The 17897-nt window shown below is 69.1% G+C and carries 16 protein-coding genes; 11 read left to right on the top strand and 5 right to left on the bottom strand.

Going from position 1 to position 17897, the window contains the following annotated elements; genetic code table 11:
* Positions 1–4: 4 nt before the first annotated feature.
* The 6 genes from NY1_RS27675 to NY1_RS27650 are packed head-to-tail and all read left to right on the top strand — an operon-like array spanning position 5 to position 4748.
* Complete coding sequence (locus NY1_RS27675; RefSeq protein WP_233434510.1) at positions 5–244, top strand: acyl carrier protein; 240 nt, start codon at positions 5–7, stop codon at positions 242–244.
* Positions 241–1317, top strand: a complete 1077-nt coding sequence (locus NY1_RS27670; RefSeq protein ID WP_067719485.1) for an SDR family oxidoreductase — start codon at positions 241–243, stop codon at positions 1315–1317. The genes NY1_RS27675 and NY1_RS27670 overlap by 4 nt, the downstream gene beginning before the upstream one ends.
* Positions 1314–2216 (top strand): nucleoside-diphosphate kinase, encoded by a 903-nt coding sequence (locus tag NY1_RS27665; RefSeq protein ID WP_067719483.1) that lies wholly within the window; start codon positions 1314–1316, stop codon positions 2214–2216. Before NY1_RS27670 ends, NY1_RS27665 begins: the two co-directional genes overlap by 4 nt.
* Positions 2213–3190, top strand: coding sequence for a ScbA/BarX family gamma-butyrolactone biosynthesis protein (locus NY1_RS27660; protein WP_233434509.1), 978 nt, complete (start codon positions 2213–2215; stop codon positions 3188–3190). Before NY1_RS27665 ends, NY1_RS27660 begins: the two co-directional genes overlap by 4 nt.
* Positions 3187–3822, top strand: coding sequence for a nitroreductase family protein (locus tag NY1_RS27655; RefSeq protein WP_067719480.1), 636 nt, complete (start codon positions 3187–3189; stop codon positions 3820–3822). Before NY1_RS27660 ends, NY1_RS27655 begins: the two co-directional genes overlap by 4 nt.
* On the top strand, positions 3819–4748 hold the full coding sequence (locus NY1_RS27650; RefSeq protein WP_084535389.1) for a UbiA prenyltransferase family protein: 930 nt from the start codon (positions 3819–3821) through the stop codon (positions 4746–4748). The genes NY1_RS27655 and NY1_RS27650 overlap by 4 nt, the downstream gene beginning before the upstream one ends.
* On the opposite strand, the gene NY1_RS27645 is transcribed toward NY1_RS27650, so the two are convergent.
* Both NY1_RS27645 and NY1_RS27640 read right to left on the bottom strand, forming a co-directional pair.
* Positions 4737–5525, bottom strand: coding sequence for an ABC transporter permease (locus NY1_RS27645; RefSeq protein ID WP_067719477.1), 789 nt, complete (start codon positions 5523–5525; stop codon positions 4737–4739). The genes NY1_RS27650 and NY1_RS27645 overlap by 12 nt on opposite strands.
* Positions 5522–6799, bottom strand: coding sequence for a glycosyltransferase (locus tag NY1_RS27640; RefSeq protein WP_067719473.1), 1278 nt, complete (start codon positions 6797–6799; stop codon positions 5522–5524). The genes NY1_RS27645 and NY1_RS27640 overlap by 4 nt, the downstream gene beginning before the upstream one ends.
* 134 nt (positions 6800–6933) lie before the next feature.
* Between NY1_RS27640 and NY1_RS27635 the strand changes: the two genes are divergently transcribed.
* A complete protein-coding gene (locus tag NY1_RS27635; protein ID WP_157762502.1) occupies positions 6934–9576 on the top strand; it encodes a cytochrome P450 in 2643 nt (880 codons plus the stop codon).
* 4 nt (positions 9577–9580) lie between these two features.
* Here NY1_RS27635 and NY1_RS27630 read toward each other — a convergent pair whose 3' ends face one another.
* The 3 genes from NY1_RS27630 to NY1_RS27620 all read right to left on the bottom strand — a co-directional run bounded on the left by NY1_RS27630 (position 9581) and on the right by NY1_RS27620 (position 11480).
* Complete coding sequence (locus tag NY1_RS27630) at positions 9581–9844, bottom strand: GlsB/YeaQ/YmgE family stress response membrane protein (RefSeq protein WP_067719471.1); 264 nt, start codon at positions 9842–9844, stop codon at positions 9581–9583.
* Positions 9845–9960: 116 nt separating this feature from the next.
* Positions 9961–11154 carry an NAD(P)/FAD-dependent oxidoreductase gene (locus tag NY1_RS27625; protein WP_067719468.1) on the bottom strand — a complete coding sequence of 398 codons (1194 nt, stop codon included), beginning with the start codon at positions 11152–11154 and terminating at the stop codon, positions 9961–9963.
* Positions 11151–11480: a bifunctional 3-phenylpropionate/cinnamic acid dioxygenase ferredoxin subunit gene (locus NY1_RS27620; protein ID WP_067719465.1), complete on the bottom strand. Its 330-nt coding sequence runs from the start codon at positions 11478–11480 to the stop codon at positions 11151–11153. The genes NY1_RS27625 and NY1_RS27620 overlap by 4 nt, the downstream gene beginning before the upstream one ends.
* 218 nt (positions 11481–11698) lie before the next feature.
* Between NY1_RS27620 and NY1_RS27615 the strand changes: the two genes are divergently transcribed.
* Genes NY1_RS27615 through NY1_RS27600 form a run of 4 tightly spaced genes read left to right on the top strand, consistent with a single transcriptional unit; the run spans position 11699 to position 17885 of the window.
* A complete protein-coding gene (locus NY1_RS27615) occupies positions 11699–14122 on the top strand; it encodes a GcvT family protein (RefSeq protein ID WP_067719463.1) in 2424 nt (807 codons plus the stop codon).
* Between the two features lie 45 nt (positions 14123–14167).
* Positions 14168–15265 (top strand): N-methyl-L-tryptophan oxidase, encoded by a 1098-nt coding sequence (gene solA, locus NY1_RS27610; protein WP_067719630.1) that lies wholly within the window; start codon positions 14168–14170, stop codon positions 15263–15265.
* A complete protein-coding gene (locus tag NY1_RS27605; RefSeq protein ID WP_067719460.1) occupies positions 15256–16392 on the top strand; it encodes an aromatic ring-hydroxylating oxygenase subunit alpha in 1137 nt (378 codons plus the stop codon). Before solA ends, NY1_RS27605 begins: the two co-directional genes overlap by 10 nt.
* A complete protein-coding gene (locus NY1_RS27600; RefSeq protein ID WP_067719457.1) occupies positions 16386–17885 on the top strand; it encodes an aldehyde dehydrogenase family protein in 1500 nt (499 codons plus the stop codon). Before NY1_RS27605 ends, NY1_RS27600 begins: the two co-directional genes overlap by 7 nt.
* Positions 17886–17897 lie beyond the last annotated feature (12 nt).

Genomic DNA, 17897 nt, shown 5'->3' with positions numbered 1-17897 from the left:
GGCAGTGGCGCAGCGGGTTCGGGAGATCGTGGCGGCGATGGCGCCGCAGCCGGTCGCCGAGATGGCGGGCACGGATCGGCTCATCGAGGAGCTGGGTTACGACTCGCTGCGGCTCATGGAGCTGACGGTGGTACTGGAACGTTCCTTCGAGCTGCCGCGATTCAAGCCGGAGGAGTTGATGGGGGTGCTGCGGGTGGATGCCGTGGTGGACCTCGTCACCCGGACCCTGGAGGTGCGCGCGTGAGCGACACGATCCTGCTGACCGGCGCGAGCGGCCTGGTCGGCGCGGAGGTCGCGGCCAAGCTGGCGGCGGCGGGCAAGCCGGTGCATGCTGTGCTGCACAGCAATTCGGCCATCACCCGCAATGACGGCACGCCGTTCGAACCGCACGCGCGCGTGCACGGCGATATCCGCGTCCCCGGTTTCGGGATCGTCGACGCCCAGGAGTTGCGCGACCAAATCGGTCTCATCGTGCACTGCGCGGCCACCACGGCTTTCGACGCCGCCGAAGACGTCTACGACGAACTCAATGTGCGCGGCGCACAGCACGCCGTCGAACTGGCGCTGGCCTGGAACGTGCCGCTGGTGCACGTCAGCACCGCCTACGTGTGCGGGATGCGCGGCGGCGTCATCGGCGAGGACGAACTCGACGCCGGGCAATCCTTCGGAAACGGCTACGAGCGCAGCAAATTACGCGCCGAACAGCTGGTGCGGGCGGCGGGCGCGCGCGGGCTGCGCTGGAGCATCGTGCGGCCCGGCATCGTCACCGGTGCGACCGGCACCGGCGCCATCCGCGACTACAAGAACCTCTACACCGTGGTGAAACTCATGGTGGAGGGCAAGCTGCGCACCCTGCCCGGCCGCTACGACGCCACCCTCTCGCTCGCCCCGGTCGATCACGTGGCGGAGGTGATCGTCGCCGCGGCACTGGATTTCCCGCACGCCCAGGGCCGCACCCTGCACGCCGTGGGCCGCGATACGCTGTCGCTGCGCGAGGTCTCGGACGTGCTGGCGGAGTACCCGTCCTTCGAGGTCGCCACCTTCGTCCCCGAAACCTCCTTCGACGCCGAGGATCTCGAGCCGATCGAACGCGAGTACTTCCGCCGCATCGGCGTGCTCTACACCAGCTATTTCCAGCGCCGCCTGGCCTTCGACGCCACCGGCGCGGACGAACTGCTCGGCCGGCCCTCCCCGGCCACCGGCAAGGACTATCTGCGAACCCTGCTCGACTACTGCCTGGAATCCGGGTACCTCGGTGCACCGCTGCCGTCCATCGCGGACATGCTGGCGCGCACCGGGAAAGGCGGCGTGAATTGACCGGCGACACCCTGCGCACCCTGCTCACCCGGCTGACGCCGTCGACCGAGAAGGTCGACGCCTACCTGGACGACACCTACGTCCTCGAGGCCGTCGAACAGCTGGAACGACTGAACTACGACACGGTGCGGTTCGCGCACGATCACGCGCTGCTGCTGTTCAAACCGGACGCCATCGCCGCCCGCGCGGTGGAATCCGCCCTGGAATGGCTGCGCGACAACGGCTTCGAGGTCGTCGGCGCGCACCGGGTCACGCTGAGCCGCCACGTCATCCGGGCCCTCTGGTACTTCGCCTGGAACATCGCCTCCCTGGAACGCCGCCGCCTGGCCGCCCTGCTCATGGACCTGTCGGACGCCATGGTGCTGGTGGTGCGCGAAACCGATGCGGCGCTGCCCACTTCGATCCGCCTCACCCAGGCCAAGGGCCCCACCGATCCGGGCAAGCGGGTGCCGGGCCAGCTGCGCTACCTGCTCGGCCGCTACAGCTACCTGCTGAACCTGGTGCACACCCCCGACGACCCCGCGGACGTGGTGCGCGAACTCGGCATCTACTTCGACGAGCCGACCCGCGCCGAGGTCGTCGCACAGGCGGACGCGGGCCGCGATCGCGCTGCCGAAGCCGCGGTGCTGGCCAAGGAGATCTACGCCGAGGCCCCCGCCCGCTCCTTCGATCGCGCGGCCGCCATCGCGACCCTGGTCGGCGAATCCGGCCGCCCCGCACCGGAATCCGACGCCGACTGCGCCGCCTGGCTGCACGCCGCCTGGGACGCCGGCCGCGACCTCGACCCCTGGGCGACCGTCGTACTCGGGTCCTACGTACTACCCATGCGCACCCCCGGCACCCGCATCCAATCGCTGCCGCAGGTGACCGCCCGAGACTGGTTGGAGGAGCGACCGTGACACAGACCGGAATCGTGACGGCCACGCACGTGCGCACCGTCCCGCGCATGCTCACGCACCGCTGCGCCGTCGCCGAGGTCTTCGTGACCTCCCTGGACGTGATCGAACCCGACACCTTCCTGGTGGGCGCGCAATTGCCGCGCATGCACGGGCATTACGGCGACCACACCGGCCCGGCCGCGCAACGCCACGACCTGGTGGCGGTCATGGAGGCGGTGCGGCAGGCGTGCATCGCCATCGCCCACGAGTTCTACGCGGTGCCCGGCGACCAGCAGTTCCTGGTGCGCAATTTCAACGGCACCGTCGCCGACTCCCCGCTGTGGTCGATCGGCTCCGCCCCGGCCGATCTGGTGATGCGGGCGCGGGCCCTGCGTAAGTTCCAGCGGGACGAGCAGCTGAGCGGCCTGCACCTGATGTTCGACATCAGCTGCGACGGCATCCCGATGGGCACCGTGGATCTCAACTATTCGTGGGTGCCGCCGTGGAAGTGGGACGCCGCGCGCAACGGGCAGCGGAATCGCATGGGGCTGGGGGCATTCCAGGGCGCGGGACCGGTCGGCGAGCGGGCCGCGGCCGCGCTGGTGAGCCGGGAGATCGCGCGCAATGTGGTGATCGGACCGCCGCGCACCGAGGACGGGCGCACCCACGCGATCCTGGTGGCCGACACCTCGCATCCGATCCTGTTCGACCACGAGCTCGATCACGCGCCGGGCAACCTGCTCATCGAAGCCGGGCGGCAGGTGGCGCTGGCGGCGCTCCAGCCCTACTCCCGTCGATTGGTCGGCGTGACAAGTACTTTCGAGCAGTTCGTGGAACTGGACCGGCCCACCGAATGCATCGCCGAGATCGGCGACTCCGGGGTGGACGCCACCGTGGTGCGCTGCGAGATCCGGCAGGAAGGCGTGGTGGCCGCCCGCATCGATCTCGAATTCTCGGACGAGGCAACGCCTTCCGGGGCGGGAGCGACCGCTTGAACGGGCGCGAACTGCTCACCGCCACGCGCTCCTACCGGCGGCGGCTGGACCTGAACCGTCCGGTCGCGCGCCAGGATCTGCTCGACTGCCTGGAGATCGCCGCGTATGCGCCGAGCGGCACCAATCGGCAGCCGTGGCGGTTCGTGGTGGTGACCGATCCGGAGCTGAAGCGGCAGATCGGCGCGTACTACCGGAAAGGGTTCGCCGCCAACCTCGATGGGCGTGCCATCCCCTCGGAGCTGCGGCCCGATATCAACTCCGGGCAGTATCTGGCCGATCACATGCACGAGGTGCCGGCGCTGGTGCTGGTGTGCTCGGTGGGCCGCCCGCCCGAGGAGCTGTCGGCGCGGCGGCTGGCCAGCTTCTACGGCTCGGTGTATCCGGCGGTGTGGAATTTCATGCTGGCGCTGCGGGAACGCGGGCTCGGGTCCACGCTGACCACGGCGCACCTGTTCTACGAGCGCGAGATCGGCGAGCTGCTCGGCATTCCGTGCGATGAGGTGACCCAGGTGGCGCTGCTGCCGGTGGCGCACCTGCTGCCCGGGGCCGAGAATCCGGTGCGCCGCCGCACGCCCGTGACCGAACTGATCGGGTGGGACGGCTGGCAGCGGCCGGACGAGGACGTGCGATGACCCAGATCGACACGCGTCCTGGGCTTTTCGAGTCCGTCGCGCGGATAACCGCGTTCACCAGGGTCATGTACAAGCCGTACTACCTGCTGTACGCGGTGCTGTGGGTGCTGGCGCTGGAAGGCACCGCCGCCGTTGTCGCACAGCCGGATGCGTCCTGGCGGCCGACCGGCGCGACGGCCGTGCGGATCGTGGTGGTGGCGGCCGTGCTGCTGTATCTGCGCATGGTCGACGAACAGAAGGACCTGGAATACGACCGGGTGCACAATCCGGATCGGCCGCTGGTGACCGGGGCGGTGAGCAAGGGTGAATTGCGCACCGCCATGGGGATCATCGCGGTCGGGGCGGTCGCCGGGAGCTGGCTGCTGTCGGGCCGGTCCGCGCTGATGATCGCGGCGGTGCTGGCGTACGGGCTGGTGCTGTGGGGTCTGGAACAGGCGTCGGCGGCGGTGCGCGGGCGGATTCTGCTGAACCTGGTCGTCACCTATCCGGTGCAATTGCTGATCACCGCGTACGTGCTGCTGTCGGCGATCGACACCGGCGAGGTCGCCGGGCACGGCCGGATCGCGCTGCTGGCGCTCGTCTTCGCCGGAGCGTTCCTGCAATTCGAATTCGCGCGCAAGACATCGCGGGTCGAGCGGCCGGGGGAGATGTACTACTCCAACCCGCTGGGCACCGCCGGGAGCATCGCGGTATCGCTGGCGCTGGCGGCCCTCGCGGTCGCCGTGGACCTCGCGCTGGTGCGGCCCTGGACCTACACCGGCGCGGTAGCGGTGATCGGCTGGATTCCCGTGGCGCTCCTGCTGATTCCGCTCGCCGGAGCCCAGCGTTTCCGGACCTCCACGGAACCGGATTACCCGCCGGTCCCCGCCATGCTGTTCATCATCACCCTCTACGCCGCCCTGATCGCGCAGGCGTCAGCGGTATGACATGCGCCGGAAAGAGTAACCGGCCCAGCCGAATCCGATAGCGGCCAGCAGTACGCACCACAGCACCGCCGACACCCACCGGTCGACGGGCGCGCCGCCCAGCAGCCCGCGCACCGTCTCCGCGACGGGGGTGGCGGGCTGCGCGTCGGCGAAACCGCGCAACCAGCTCGGCATGGTCTCGGTGCGCACGAACGCGCTGCTCAGGTACGGGGTCAGCGTGATCGCGTAGGTGAGCCCGCCCGCGGCTTCCGGATTCTGCGCCGCCATGCCCATGGCCACCGCGAACCACACCACCGCCACCACGAACAACAGGATCACCAGGGTGGCGCCGAGCCAGCCCAGCGGTCCGGCAGCCGGCCGATAACCCAGCGCCACGGCCACTCCCACGGCGATCGCGATGGCCGCCATGGTGCGCGCCACGCCCTCCAGGAGATGCCCGGTGAGCAGCGCCTGCCGGTACATGGGCAGGGTGCGGAAGCGGTCGATGCTGCCCTGCGTCATATCGGTGCTCACGCTGGTGGCGGTGATCGAGGCCGCGAATCCGGTGCACAGCAGCATGATCCCCGGCACCACATAGTTCAGGTACGAGCCGCCGACGTCGATCGCGCCGCCGAACACGTAGGTGAACAGCATCATCATCACGATCGGCATGCTCAGCGAGATGACCAGGGTGTCCGGGCTGCGCAGGGTGCGGCGGGCGCAGCGCCGGAACATGACCAGCGAATCGGCGATCACGGGCGGCAGCAGCGGGCGGGGACCCGTGAAGGTATCGGTCATTTGGCGGCGGCCTCGATGATGTCGGCGGCGTACTCGGCCGCGCCCTCGGTGCGCAGGGTGCGCGCGAAAGCCGCTACCCGGGCGCGGGCGTCCGCGGTCAGCAACGGGGCCAGCAGCTTTTCCATCCGGTCCGCGCTGAGCTTGGTGAACGGCAGGTGCGCCCCCAGCCCGAGCTTCTCCACCTGCCCGCCCCACAGCGGCTGATCGAAGGACACCGAGCACACCAGCGTGGGCAGGCCCGCGCGCAGGCTCTCGAACAGGGTGCCGATACCGCCGTGATGCACCGCGGCCAGGCAGTGCGGGAAGACCAGATCGTGCGCGAAATCGCCGACGATCTTGACATGCTTGCCCGCCCGGGCCTGCGCCACATCCAGATCGCTCCAGCCGGCGCTCACCAGGGCGCGCACGCCCAGCCGCGCCGAGACCGCGTCCACCATGGCGAGCACCGCGGCGGTGTCCTTGATCGGCATGCTGCCGAAGCCGAAGAACACCGGCGGCTCGCCCGCGGCGATCCACTCCAGAATGTCGGTGTGATCGCCGGACAGTTCGCCGACCGCCGCGCGCGTGACCTGATCCAGGGTGAGGAAGCCGGTGAAGGGGCGGCGCTCGTCCCACAGCTCCGGCAGGCCGGGCACCAGGGCGGGATCGTAGATCTGGACCTCGGTGACATTCGCCTTGGCCAGGGCTTCCGCCGGGCTGGTCCAGGTCTTGGGCAGGCCGAGCAGGGCGCGCAGGTCGTTGAGGTAGCGCCGGAACACAAGGCGGCGCACGTTCTCCGCCGCCACCCAGGTCGCGAGATTGACCAGTTTCGGCGGATTCCAATGCGCCGGAAGCGAACCCATGAACGGGTAGGCGCTGTTGGAACGGCACGGGAAGTAGTGCAGCGCCACCAGCGGCACGCCCAGCGCCTCGGCGACCGAACCGGCGCGATCCTCGGTGACGGTGGTGGCCACGATCAGGTCGGCGTCCGCGCACACCTCGATGACCTCGCGGTTCATCTGATCCGCGTAACCGGCCATCTGCTGTCCGACCATCTGCAACAGGCGCAGGGTATTTCCGGTCGCCAGCGCGCGCTGGCCCTCCTCGGAGCTGTACAGCTGCTGCACGTCCGGTCCGCACGGCTGCGCGGAAAGCCCTGCCGCGGTGACGAAGTCGACCAGATTCGGCGGCGCGCCGATGAGGACGTCGTGCCCGCGCCGCTGCAGCTCCAGGCCGAGCGCCACAATGGGATGCACATCCCCGCGGGTTCCGGTCAGGGGAATGGCGATTCGCACGGGGCCTCTTTCGACGCAATCGGCACAACACTGGTGATGATCTCACTCGACCCTGTGTGCTGGAGCGTTGCGGCGTCCAGACCATAGAAATGTGGGCGTTTCAGAGGGTGGGGCGCGTGCGTACAGTGCCGCTGATGCACATCGCCATGTTCATGGACTACCACCCCGGTTCGCTGGGCGGGGTACAGACGGCCGTGGCAGCGCTGCGGCGCGGGCTGGAACGGGCGGGGCATCGGGTCACCCTGTTCACCGCACCCGCCGCCGGGGCGGAGGCCGATCTGGATGTGGTGGAGCTGCACGGGCTTTCGGGGCCGGGTGTGAACGGCTTCGAAGTGGTGGCGCCGAATCGGCGCAATGCCGAACTCATCGACAGCGTGTTCGCGGCGCGCGGACCGGTCGACGTGGTGCATACGCACACCACCTACGGGGCCGCCATATCCGGGATGAAAGCGGCCCGGCGGCACGGGATTCCGCTGGTGCACACGGCGCAGAGCCGGGACGACGCGTTCATCGCGGCGAACTCGCCCGCGCCGTACCTGGTCGCCCTGGTGATGCGGGCCCTGCACGGACGGTATGTGCCGCACAACTATCAGATGCCGCGAGTGGCCGAGACTCGGGCGGCCCGGCACGCCTGGTGGACGATCGCCGGGCAGGCGGAAGTGGCCGATCGAGTGCTCGCGCCCACCCAGCACTTCGCTGACCTCCTGGCCGCGCACGGGGTTACGCGACCGGTGCGCGTGGTATCGAACGGTGTGGACGACGCGCTGCTCGAAGGCCTCGCCGCGCGGGAACCCGCTGCGGCGCGGCCGGACGACGCCGGTGCTGAGCCCGATGCTGATGCGGCAGCGCCCGATTCGGCGGAGATCGGCGTGAATTATGCCGCAGTACAGCGGGAATCCGCGTTGCTGCGGCTGATCTGGTGTGGGCGGTTGTCGGCGGAGAAGCGTTTGGCCGAGGCGGTCGAAGCGGTGCGCCGCACGCCGGACTGCCGGCTCGACATCTACGGTGACGGGGACCTGTCGGCATCGGTGACGGCGCAGGTCGCCGCAGCCGGGCTGGGGAATCGAATCCGCCTGCACGGCAGGGTGTCCCAGTCCGACTGTTTGGGTGCCATGGCGAGTGCCGATGCGCTGCTGTTCACTTCCGACGGGTTCGACACCCAGGGTATGACGTTGCTCGAGGCGGTGGCCGTCGGGCTGCCCGTCGTGTACTGCGATCCGGCGCTCGCCGAATCGATTCCGGCGGGCGGCGGCATCCGCAGCGCCGACCCCACGCCCGCCGCCCTGGCCGAGACGCTCGCGAAACTCGCGGCCGATCGCGGCCGGCTCGCCGAGATGCGCGAGGTCGTGCGCGCTCATTCCGCTTCGGTGCGCCAATCTCATTACACCGAAATGGTTCTGGAGGAATATCGGATGGCCGGACAGACCCTCTCCCCGGACGCGGGACGCCTGCCCCGCACCCTGGCGGAAGTCCCCACCGCGCCCGGCGCGCTGCCCGTGGTCGGCCACAGCCTGCGCGCGCTGCGCGACGCACCCGGCTTCGTGACCTCGCTGTCCGCGCTCGGACCCATCGTGCGGATCAAGTTCGGGTTCAAGACCGGCTACGTGCTCACCACCCCCGAGCTGCTGCGCGAAGTGCAGTTGAGCGATGCCGAATTCGAGCGCGAGGACCTGCGTGAGGCGATTCAGGAGTTCGCCGGGAACTCGGTGAACGTGCTGCGCGGCGCGGAACACCGCCAGCGCCGCCGCATGATCGCGCCCGCGCTCAAACAGTCACGCCTGGCGCACTACTCCGAGGCCGCGGCCGATATCGCCAACAAATGGGCGGCCGGGCTGCCCGCCGGGGTCAACCTCATGGACGAAGCCCACGGCCTGGTCCTGGACACCGTCTCCTCCACCCTGTTCACCGCCGATTTCGGTGATGACGCCCGGCGCGAGATCCGCGACAGCATTCCGTGGCTGCTCAGCCAGGTCATCCTGCGCACCGCCCTGCCGCCGCAGATCCGCCGCCTGCGCGTCATCGCCAACTACCGGTGGCGCACCAGATCCCGCAGCCTGCAGCAGGCGGTCGGCGCGGTCATCGCCGAATACCGCAGGCGCGACGAGGATTTCAACGACGTCGTGTCCTCGCTCATCCGCCACGTCGATACCGAGACCGGCGAAACCCTCTCCGACCAGCACATCACCGACGAAGCGATTCTCATGCTGGCCGGCGGCGTCGGCTCCATGGCCTCGCTCACCGGCTGGCTCTGGCACGAGGTCATGCGCAATCCGGTGGTGGCCGAACGCCTCTACGCCGAACTCGACGAGGTGGTCGGCCGCGACGATATCCGCCCGTCCCACCTCGCCGCCCTGCCGTACCTGAAGCAGACCGTCGCCGAGACCATCCGCTTCTGGGGGCCGTGGATCAGCGCCGCCAACACCAGCGGTGACCTCCCCATCGGCGATCTCGTCATCCCCGACGGCAGCGCGATCATGTTCAGCCCCTACGGCGTCCAGCACGACCCCCGCTACTTCCCGGACCCGGACGCCTTCGACCCCGACCGCTGGTCTCCGGAGAACGCCACCGAATCCGCCAAGCACGCCAGCCTCTCCTTCGGCGTCGGCCGCCGCCGCTGCCTCGGCGACCATTTCGCCATGCTCGAGATAGCCCTGGCCACCGCCGCCCTGCTCACCCGCTGGCGGCCCGTCCCCGATCCCGGCTACCGAGTCCGCGCCTCCAACAAGGATTTCGTGCTGTCGCCCTCGGCGCTCCCGGTGACCCTGCACCGGCGGTAGCGGGTCACACTCGCGCGCGCACGAACTTGTAGATGACCAGCAGGATCACGGCGCCGACGATGGCGCCGATGAAGGTGTGCTCCACCGGTGGGCGGAAGGTGAATTCGTGGGGAGCGAAGACGAGGCTGCCGAGGGTGCCGCCGACGTAGCCGCCGACAATGCCCAGGACGATGGTCATGATCCAGCCGAAGTCTTCTTTGCCGGGAACGAGGAGGCGGGCGATGGCGCCGCAGATCAGACCGATAATGATCATGGTGATAATGCCCATGACGTGCTCCTAGCCTTGCGAGTGTCGCGTTTTCGACGGTAGCAGGGGTGAGCCGCCGGCCGAGCGTGTCGCAAAACGTCAGCGCGCCCGAGGGATTCGCACCCGCCGATGTGTGATTACCCGGCGATGCGCTGTTCAGACCCCTCGGCGGAGCAAATCGAACGGTCCAGAAGTTTCCGGTGCCGGGTGAACAGGCGCGGGTTGTCGAGGGCGCAGACCGCCACCGGGGTGTGGTCGAGGTCGTAGCGGACGGTGAAGGTGGGGGAGGACAGGTCGCCGTCGATGAGGTGGGGGACGGCGGCCGGATGTGCCGTACCGGCGAATTGGAGCAGGTGGCCGTATTGACGGGACCAGAAGTAGGGGACGGCGGGCGGGGGCGCGGGGGTCCCGGTGATGGTGGCGGCGGCCAGGTGAGCCTGGGTGATGGCGTTGTGCCAGTGCTCGGTACGCCGGTGGCGGCCGGTACTCGGGTCGAGCGGCCGGGCGCAGTCGCCGATGGCGTAGACGCCGGGAACCGTGGTGCGGCCGGTGGGCCCGGTGAGGAAGCCGTCGTCGGCGTGCAGGTGCGTCGCGGATCGCATGGTCTGATCGGCGGTGGCCCAATCGGTTTCGGGCTCCGCACCGATCGCCACCACCACCGTGTCGGCAGGGACGCCGGTGCCGTCGGACAGTTCCAGGACCCCGTCGCGGTGCGTCAGCACGCTGGTGCCGGTGTGCAGGCGGACGCCGTGACGAGCGTGCAGGGCGGTGCAGGCGGCGGCCACGGTTTCGCCCAGTACGCCGATCGAAGGCAGTAGAGCCTGTTCGATCAGCGTCACCTCGAGGCCCGATTCGTGTGCGGTGGCCGCTATTTCCGAGCCGAGGAAGGACGCGCCGATAATGGCCAGGCGCGTGGTGTTCGCGAGCGCCGCGCGCAGCCGCCGCGCATCTCGCAGGTCGCGCAGGTAGTGGGCGGTCTCGAAGCCGGGCAGGAGGCGGGGGCGGGCCCCGGTGGCCAGCACGACGATATCCGCGGAAATATCGCGACCGTCGTCCAAGCGCACGACATGCGTTGCCCCGGTCGACAGTCCGACCGCGCGCTGCCCGAGGATCCATTCGGCGTCCAGGCTCCGCGTCTCGGCGTGACCTTCGAGCAAGCCGACCGGCTCGCCGGTCTGCAAGAACTCCTTGGACAGCGTGGGGCGCTCGTAGGGCAGCTCCGGTTCGGCCCCGATCAGCGTGATACGCCCGCGGAAACCCCTGGCGCGCAAGGACCGCACGACGGTCAGCCCGGCCAGCGACGCGCCCACCACCGCGATGGACTCGCTCATGAGTCCGCGCTCGGGGTCAGCAGAATCTCGTCGCCGCGGACCTCGACGTGATGGGTGCGCAGCGCGCGCTTGGCGGGCGGCCCGGAGACCGCTCCGGTGCGCAGGTCGAAACAGGACTCGTGCAGCGGGCATTCCACCACGCAGCCCTCCAGCCACCCGTCGGCCAGCGAGGCGTCCTGATGGGTGCAGGTGTCGTCGACGGCGTACAGCCCGTCCTCGGTGTGAAAGATCGAAATGGCGTGCTGTCCCGGCGGATTCACGGTGAGCACGCCACCGACGGGGAGTTCGGAGAGCCGGCCGACGAGCAGGGTCAGCTGGGCGGGCATGGGACCTCCCGAAGGTGACGAGTTGCGAATAGCGCTACTCGATGCGCTATGTGCAACAGTGTGAACCCGGCGCGTGAAGTCGTCAACCGGTCGTGAAATACGGGAGAAACAAAGGGAATACGGATTTCGGCGTTCCGGTTGACAGCGCCTCCGGGCGGGCGGACCATAGTTGCGTATTACGGCACTTGGTGCGCAATACGCAACACTTTGGAGGCGCGGTGACGCAGCCGCGAGTTGTCATCATCGGTGCGGGAATCGTGGGCACCGCCCTGGCCGACGAAATCACCGCGCTCGGCTGGACCGATGTCACGGTCGCCGACCGGGGCCCGCTCTTCCGCACTGGCGGATCCACTTCGCACGCACCGGGTTTGGTGTTCCAGACCAATGGCTCCAAGACCATGGCCGAGCTGGCGCGGTACACGGTCGAGAAGTTCGGGGCCCTGGACGCTTTCGACGCGGTCGGCGGGCTGGAGGTGGCCACCACGCCGGAGCGCTGGGTGGAATTGCACCGGCGGCACGGGTGGGCGAAAGCCTGGGGGATCGAATCACGGTTGCTGGATGCGCAGGCCTGCGCCGAACTGCATCCACTGATCGATCCGGACCTGATCCTTGGCGGATTCCACACGCCCACAGACGGATTGGCGCTGGCAGTGCGGGCCGCCGAAGCGCAGGCGCGGCGCGCGGTCGAACGCGGCGCCCGCTTCCTGGCCTACTGCGAGGTCGTGGAGATCCTGGAAAGCGACGGCCGGGTCACCGGCGTGCGCACGGCGGACGGTCAGGAACTACCCGCCGATATCGTGGTCTGCGCCGCCGGTTTCTGGGGTGCGGAGCTGGGCCGCAAGGTCGGGCTCACCGTGCCCCTGGTGCCGATGGCGCATCAGTTCGCCAAGACCGGCGCCGTGCCCGCACTGGATTCCGCCGCCCGCCTGCCGATCCTGCGGCATCAGGACGCGGACCTCTACTACCGCACCTACGGCGACCGGATCGGCATCGGCTACTACGGGCACACCCCGCGCCCCGTCGAGATCGGCACCCTGACCGAAGACAGCGCCGGTGAACCCATGCCGTCCATGCTCCCGTTCACCGCCGCCGAATTCGAACCGGCCTGGGCCGAAAGCGTCCGGCTGCTGCCCGCCCTTGCCGACACCAAAGTGGACGAGGCCTTCGACGGCATCTTCTCCTTCACCCCCGACGGTTTCCCCATCCTCGGCGAACACCGCGACCTGGCCGGCTGCTGGGTGGCCGAGGCGGTCTGGGTGACGCATTCGGCGGGCGTGGCCCGCGCGGTGGCGCACTGGATCGTCGAGGGCACCCCGGATATCGACCTGCACGAATGCGATCTGTACCGCTTCGAAGACGCGGCCCGCAGCCCGGAGTTCATCCGGCGCACCAGCGTGCAGGCGTTCGTCGAGGTGTACGACATCCTGCACCCGCATCAATATCGCAGCGCGCCACGCAATGTCCGCACCAGCCCGTTCTTCGGCCGGCACCGGGAGCTGGGCGCGTTCTTCTTCGAGGGCGGCTGCTGGGAACGCCCGGCCTGGTTCGAGGCCAATCGCGCACTGCTGCCCGAGCTCGCGGCGGACGGCCTGGAGTTCCCGCCCCGCGACGACTGGTCGAGCCGCTTCTTCTCGCCGGTCTCGATCGCCGAAGCTCGTTGGACGCGAACGCATGTCGCGCTGTACGACATGACGCCCCTGACCCGCTACGAGGTGAGCGGCCGGGGCGCGGCGGACTTCCTGCAACGCATGACCACCAATGACGTGGGGCGCAAGCCGGGCGCGGTCACCTACACGCTGCTGCTCGACGACAACGGCGGCATTCGCAGCGATCTCACCGTCGCGCGCCTGTCGGAGCAGCACTTCCAGGTCGGCGCGAACGGCCCGCTCGATTTCGACTGGTTCGCAAGGCATCTGCCCGGTGACGGCAGTGTGATCCTGCGCGATATCACCGGCGGCACCTGCTGCCTCGGCGTCTGGGGGCCGGACGCGCGTGCCATGGTGCAGCCGCTGTGCCCGGACGATCTTTCGCACCGGGCATTCGGATACTTCAAGGCGCTGCGCACCTACCTGGGCAGCATCCCGGTCACCATGCTCCGGGTCTCGTACGTGGGGGAGCTCGGCTGGGAGATTTACACCGGCGCGGAACACGGTGCGGCACTGTGGGATCTGCTGTGGGAAGCGGGGCGGGAACACCGCGTGATCGCGGCCGGTCGAATCGCCTTCAACAGTCTGCGGCTGGAGAAGGGCTACCGCTCCTGGGGAGCGGACATGACCGCCGAGCACACGCCTGAAGCGGCCGGACTGGGGTTCGCGGTGCGCATGAGAAAGCAGTCCTTCACCGGCAAGCAGGCATTGGAATCGGCTGCCCCGCCGGACAAGACGCTGCGCACCGTGGTGCTCGACGATCCGCACGCCGCGGTGCTGGGCAAGGAACCGGTCTCGGTGCGCGGCGCGGTCGCCGGATACGTCACCAGCGCCGGCTATTCCGCCACCATCGGCCGCTGCCTCGCCTACGCCTGGCTGCCGAGCGACCTGCGACCGGGCGACGAGGTCGAAATCGACTATCTGACCGATAGATTCACCGCTCGCGTGCACGTCGAACCGGTGGTGGACCCCGATATGACGCTGATCCGGAGGTAACCCGTGACCGACACCTACGACGTCATCGTCATCGGCCTCGGCGGTATGGGCAGCGCCGCCGCGTATCACCTCGCGGCGCGCGGGCAGCGCGTGCTGGGGTTGGAAAAGTTCACGCCCGCCCACGACCGGGGCTCCAGTCACGGCGGCTCCCGCATCATCCGGCAGTCGTATTTCGAGGACCCCGCCTATGTGCCGCTGCTGCTGCGCGCCTACGAATTGTGGGAGCAGCTGGCGCGGGACTCCGGCGACGAGGTCTACCGGCTCACCGGCGGGCTCTACGTGGGTCCGGAGGACAGTCTCACGGTGGCGGGCAGCATCCGGGCCAGCCGGGAATGGTCGCTGCCGCACGAGATCCTGACCGCCGGTGAGATCAAGGCCAGGTTCCCCAACTTCGCGCCCAGCCCGCATTTCGTCGGCCTGTTCGAGGAACAGGCGGGATTCGCCCGCCCCGAACGCACGGTCGCGGCCCATCTGGAACTGGCCGCGAAAGCCGGTGCCACGCTGCGCTACGGCGAACAGGTCGAGGACTGGTCGCAGACCGGTGACAGCGTCACGGTCACGACCGGGCACGGCACGTATTCGGCCGGGCGGCTGGTGATCTGCCCCGGTGCGTGGGCGCCGCGCCTGCTCGCCGACCTGGGCGTCGAGATCGCCATCGAACGCCAGGTCATGTACTGGCTCGACCCCGTCGTAGGGACCGAGAAGTTCGAGCGTGATCCCATCTACATCGCCGAGAACGACTCGGGCGCACAGATTTACGGTTTCCCCGCCATCGACGGATCCGGCGGCGGCGTCAAGACGGCGTTCTTCCGCAAGGGCATCCGCTGCACCCCGGACACCATCGACCGGGAAGTGCATTTGGACGAGATCACCGAAATGCGTTCGCGGGTCACCGAATTGCTGCCCGCCCTGGCCGGCCGCTGCCTGCACGCCGCCACCTGCATGTACTCCAACACCGCCGATCAGCACTTCGTCATCGCCACCCACCCCGCCCATTCGGCCGTCACGGTGGCCTGCGGCTTCTCCGGGCACGGCTTCAAATTCGTGCCGGTGGTCGGCGAGATCCTGGCCGAGCTGGCCATGACCGGAAGCACCCGGCACCCCATCGACCTGTTCGCTCCGCAAAGGCTGGTATCCCTGTGAGCTCGGACCTGATCCCCACCCTCGGCGGCGAGTACTACTGCGACCCGGCCATTTTCACCGCCGAACAGGAACACATCTTCGAACGCATGTGGTTCTGCGCCGCCCGCGCCGCCGACCTCGCCGATCCGGGCGCGTTCCGGCGCGTACAGGTGGGCCGGGAGAGCGTGCTGGTGGTGCGCGGCCAGGACGGCGCACTGCGCGCCTTCCTCAATATCTGCCGCCACCGCGGCGCGATGATCTGCACCGAATCCGAAGGACAGGTCAAGCGCAACCTGCGCTGTCCGTATCACGCCTGGACGTACGGACTGGACGGGAAATTGGTCGCCGCGCCGAATCTCGGTTCCCTGCACGATGATTCGGGCGCACCCATCGATCGGGTCGCCTACGGCCTGATCCCGGTCGCCCTGCGCGAATGGCTCGGCTACGCCTGGGTCTGCCTGGCCGACGAGCCGCCGTCCTTCGAGACCGAGGTGATGGGCGCGGTGACGGCCCGGCTGGGCGAGCTGGCCGCCATCGACCACTACGACATGGCCGCACTGACCGTGGGCAAACGCGTGGTCTACGACGTGGCGGCGAACTGGAAGCTCATCGTCGAGAACTTCATGGAGTGCTACCACTGCGCCACCATCCACCCCGAACTGGTGGAAGTGCTGCCCGAATTCGCGGGGGGCTACGCCGCCCAGTACTTCGTCGGGCACGGCGCGGACTTCGGCGAGAGCATCGACGGCTTCACCGTGGACGGGCGGGCCGGATTCGATCCGCTGCCGGGGCTCGCGCCCGAACAGGAGCGCAAGTACTTCGCCATCACCATCCGGCCCACGGTATTCGTGAACCTGGTGCCCGATCACGTCATCTTTCACCGCATGTACCCGCTCGCCCACGACCGCACCGTGGTCGAATGCGATTGGCTGTACGCACCCGATGTCGTCGAATCCGGGGGCGTGCTCGACCATTCCGTGGAACTGTTCCATCGGGTGAACGAACAAGACTTCGCCGCCTGCGAGCGCACCCAGCCCGCCATGTCCTCGCGGGCCTACCGCAAGGGCGGGGTGCTGGTGCCCGCCGAACACCACATCGCCGAATTCCACGACTGGGCGCGCACCCGGATCGGCGGCGCGGCATGTTGAGCGATGACGAACTCTGTTGCGGCCCAACGCTGTATATCGACGGTAAATGGACTGCCGCGCTGGGCGGCGGCACCCGCGACATTCTGAACCCGGCCGACGGCGGCGTCCTGATCACGGTGGACGAGGCCGATCGGGCGGATGCGGTGAGCGCGGTCGCGGCGGCGCGCGCGGCGTTCGACATCGGCGGCTGGCCGCACACGCCCCTCGCTGAACGCGTCGCCTGTTTGCTGCGCATCGCCGGGCAATTGGAACGCGAACGCGACGCCATCGCCCGCATCGAAACCCTCGACACCGGAAAGACGTTGCGCGAGAGCTATATCGACGTCGACGACGTGATCTCGGTGTTCCGGTACTACGCGCAGCTCGCGGCGGCGGGCACCGACCGGGTGGTGGACACCGGCAATCCCGCCGTGGTCAGCCGGGTGGTGCGGGAACCGGTGGGCGTGTGCGCGCTCATCGCGCCCTGGAACTATCCGCTGCTGCAGATGTCGTGGAAGATCGCGCCCGCGCTGGTCGCCGGCTGCACCATGGTGGTCAAGCCGAGCGAGGTCACGCCGTTGAGCACCATCGCACTGGTGCGGCTCATCGACCGGGTGGGCGTGCCGCCGGGAGTGGTGAACCTGATCCAGAGCAGCGGGGCCACCGTGGGTTCCGCGCTCACCGACACCCCCGACGTCGATCTCATCTCCTTCACCGGCGGAGCCGCGACCGGGGAGACCATCGCCCGCACCGCGGCCGCGCACATCACCCGGGTGGCCCTGGAACTGGGCGGCAAGAACCCGCACATCGTGTTCCCCGACGCCGATTTCGACGCCGCCGTGGACGCGGTGCTCACCGGCGCGTTCCTGCATTCGGGGCAGGTGTGCTCGGCGGGCACCCGGCTGATCGTGCACGAATCCATGGCCGACGACTTCGTCGCCGAACTCGCCCGGCGCGCCGAGCGGATCACGGTCGGACCTGGGCTCGACCCGGCCAGCGAAACCGGTCCGCTCGTGTCCGAACAGCATCGCGCCAAGGTGGAAGCCTATGTGGCGCTGGGCATTGCCGAAGGCGCCCGGCTCGTCACCGGCGGCCGCCGGCCGGACGATGCGGCGCTGCGGGCCGGCAGCTACTACCTGCCCACCATTTTCGACGACTGCCGGCGCTGGATGCGCATCGTGCAGGAGGAGACCTTCGGGCCCATCCTCACCGTCGAGCGATTCGCCACCGAAGCCGAGGCGCTGGCGCTCGGCAACGACACCGCCTACGGCCTGGCCGCCGGGGTCCGCACCGCCGATCCCGCCCGCGGCGAACGCCTGGTGCGCGCATTGCGGCACGGCACGGTGTGGCTCAACGACTTCGGCTACTACACCCCCGCCGCCGAATGGGGCGGCTTCGGCCGCTCCGGCATCGGCCGCGAACTCGGTCCCAGCGGACTGGCGGAATACCAAGAGACCAAACACATCTGGCACAACACCGCGCCCGCGGTGGGCGGCTGGTTCACCCACAACTGAATATGTTCTGAC

Source organism: Nocardia yamanashiensis NBRC 100130 (assembly GCF_001613325.1).
Classification (GTDB): Bacteria; Actinomycetota; Actinomycetes; order Mycobacteriales; family Mycobacteriaceae; genus Nocardia; species Nocardia yamanashiensis.
The sequence above is the reverse complement of the archived record's forward strand: the minus strand, read 5'-3'. Positions and strand labels throughout refer to the sequence as shown.

Excerpts from the sequence above, each read along its gene's own strand:
- NY1_RS27630 (WP_067719471.1), bottom strand. The coding sequence starts at position 9,844 with ATGGGCATTATCACCATGATCATTATCGGTCTGATCTGCGGCGCCATC.
- NY1_RS27645 (WP_067719477.1), bottom strand. The coding sequence starts at position 5,525 with ATGACCGATACCTTCACGGGTCCCCGCCCGCTGCTGCCGCCCGTGATC.
- solA (WP_067719630.1), top strand. The coding sequence starts at position 14,168 with ATGGGCAGCGCCGCCGCGTATCACCTCGCGGCGCGCGGGCAGCGCGTG.
- NY1_RS27600 (WP_067719457.1), top strand. The coding sequence starts at position 16,386 with ATGTTGAGCGATGACGAACTCTGTTGCGGCCCAACGCTGTATATCGAC.
- NY1_RS27625 (WP_067719468.1), bottom strand. The coding sequence starts at position 11,154 with ATGAGCGAGTCCATCGCGGTGGTGGGCGCGTCGCTGGCCGGGCTGACC.
- NY1_RS27620 (WP_067719465.1), bottom strand. The coding sequence starts at position 11,480 with ATGCCCGCCCAGCTGACCCTGCTCGTCGGCCGGCTCTCCGAACTCCCC.
- NY1_RS27650 (WP_084535389.1), top strand. The coding sequence starts at position 3,819 with ATGACCCAGATCGACACGCGTCCTGGGCTTTTCGAGTCCGTCGCGCGG.
- NY1_RS27635 (WP_157762502.1), top strand. The coding sequence starts at position 6,934 with ATGCACATCGCCATGTTCATGGACTACCACCCCGGTTCGCTGGGCGGG.